Below are 1,788 nucleotides of genomic sequence, written 5' to 3'. Positions count from 1 at the left end.
TGTAAGGGTCGGGTCGCAGCGCCCTGGCCGGTTTTCACCGGCTGGGTTTCTGCGACCCGCCTTCCGAACCGGACGTGCGATTCTCACCGCATCCGGCTCTCCATGTGTTCATGCCAATGGCGCCCAGGGTGTGGGTATTCGCGTCCCTCGGTAACGATAGCGGATAATCGACACCTTCTGGGGCTTGAACAGGGTGGTTCCTCCATCCGCAAGCTTCCAATTCGGCAGCAGGCGGCGGACGAGCTCCTTCTTGCCGAGCCCGGCATGTCGTTTCAGAAGCCAGCAGAAGACTCGATGCCACGTGAAGTAGTCGAGGTATCCGAAGGTCCGTGCCGACACGCCGTATCGGAAGTATTCACACCAGCCGCGCAGCACACGGTTAACCGCGCGCAGCAGATCCTTGAGCGTACAATGTTTGTTTCGGCGGGTCAGGGAGCGCACCTTGCTCGTCACGGAGGTCAGGGCCTTCTTTGACGGGTAGGTGTACACTACCTGTTTACCGCCCCGACCTCGCCAGCGGCGGCGTTGCACTCGCCAGCCGAGGAAGTCGAAGCCTTCGTCAATGTGGCACACCCGGGTCTTCTCGACCGACAGGGATAGCCCGGTCGGCGCGAGCACGTCTTCCACTTCCTGCCAGAGCGCTTCGGCGTCAGTGCGCTGGCCGTGGACCATGACCACGAAATCGTCCGCGTAACGGATGATTCTCATGGATGGAACGCCGGCGCGGCGAAGCTTTGCGCGCTGCCATGACGGTCCGAGCGCTTCCCATTTCCGGGCAAAGTGCTCGTCGAGAGACGACAGGGCAATGTTGGCAAGAAGCGGAGACAGGATCCCTCCTTGTGGTGTTCCGGTGATCGTATCTCGGGCCGTGCCGTCCTCGGCGAGGATCCCGGCCCGAAGAAACGCACGGATCAGTGCGAGGATCCGCTTGTCTCCGATCCGTCTCGCAATGCGGCGCATCAGCGCCCCATGCTCGATGTTATCGAAGCACGCCTTGATGTCCGCCTCGAACACCCATTGGTAGTTGCGAGTTGGGGCTGCAAGGAAGCGGATTTCACTGATCGCGTCCTGAGCGCGGCGATTGGGCCGAAAACCGTACGAACACGGCAGGAAATCGGCTTCAAAGATGGGCTCGAGTACCAGCGACAAGGATGCCTGAACCACCCGGTCGGCGACGGTCGGTATCCCGAGGCGGCGGACCTTGCCACCGGCCTTGGGTATCGACTTCTCCCGAACACGGCTCGGCGTATAGCAGCGGGCCTTGAGTGTGTCTCTCAGCCCGGTCAGGAATGCTTCCGGGGCTTCTATGGCATTAGGTGCAATCCCATCGACACCGGCGGCACGCCCGCCCTTGTTGCCTCGCACCCGATGCCACGCCGTGACCAGGAACGCCGGATCATGGACGAGGTTGAACAAGTCATCAAAGCAGCGACCGGGATCGGCCGTTGCCCATCGGTGCAGCTTGGTCTGCATCGCGAGTACCCGTGCCCCGGCCGTTTCCCGGTCGGAGTACGATGCGCCGATATTCACCGGCGGCCTCCTCGTGATGAAGCTTCGCTGCGAACGCACTGGAGCCCTTCGCCATGTGCGCGGCTTTCCCGCGCTCGGACTACTACGGCCCCTCCGCCCCCTTCCGGCAGCATCAGCGGGCAACGCGCCTTCCCTTCGCCGCGAGCGGCGGGCGGGGCTGCCGGTCGGGTTCCCACGTTCACTTTCTCCCGCTCACGAGGTGAGGTGTCCCGCTATGCCCCTGCAGCTTCGCTGTCGTTACGCCGCAGGCTTTCACGA

Annotated in this window: 1 protein-coding gene; it reads right to left on the bottom strand. The window is 63.0% G+C overall.

The annotated features are described in order from the left end of the window. Positions 1-108: 108 nt before the first annotated feature. Entirely contained in the window at positions 109-1,530 is a 1,422-nt protein-coding gene (ltrA, locus tag ACPEES_RS23255) for a group II intron reverse transcriptase/maturase (protein WP_435106866.1), read from the bottom strand. Positions 1,531-1,788: the final 258 nt, after the last annotated feature.

This window comes from Arhodomonas sp. AD133, assembly GCF_051195215.1.
GTDB lineage: Bacteria > Pseudomonadota > Gammaproteobacteria > Nitrococcales > Nitrococcaceae > Arhodomonas.
This window is presented reverse-complemented; position numbering and strand designations above follow the sequence as displayed.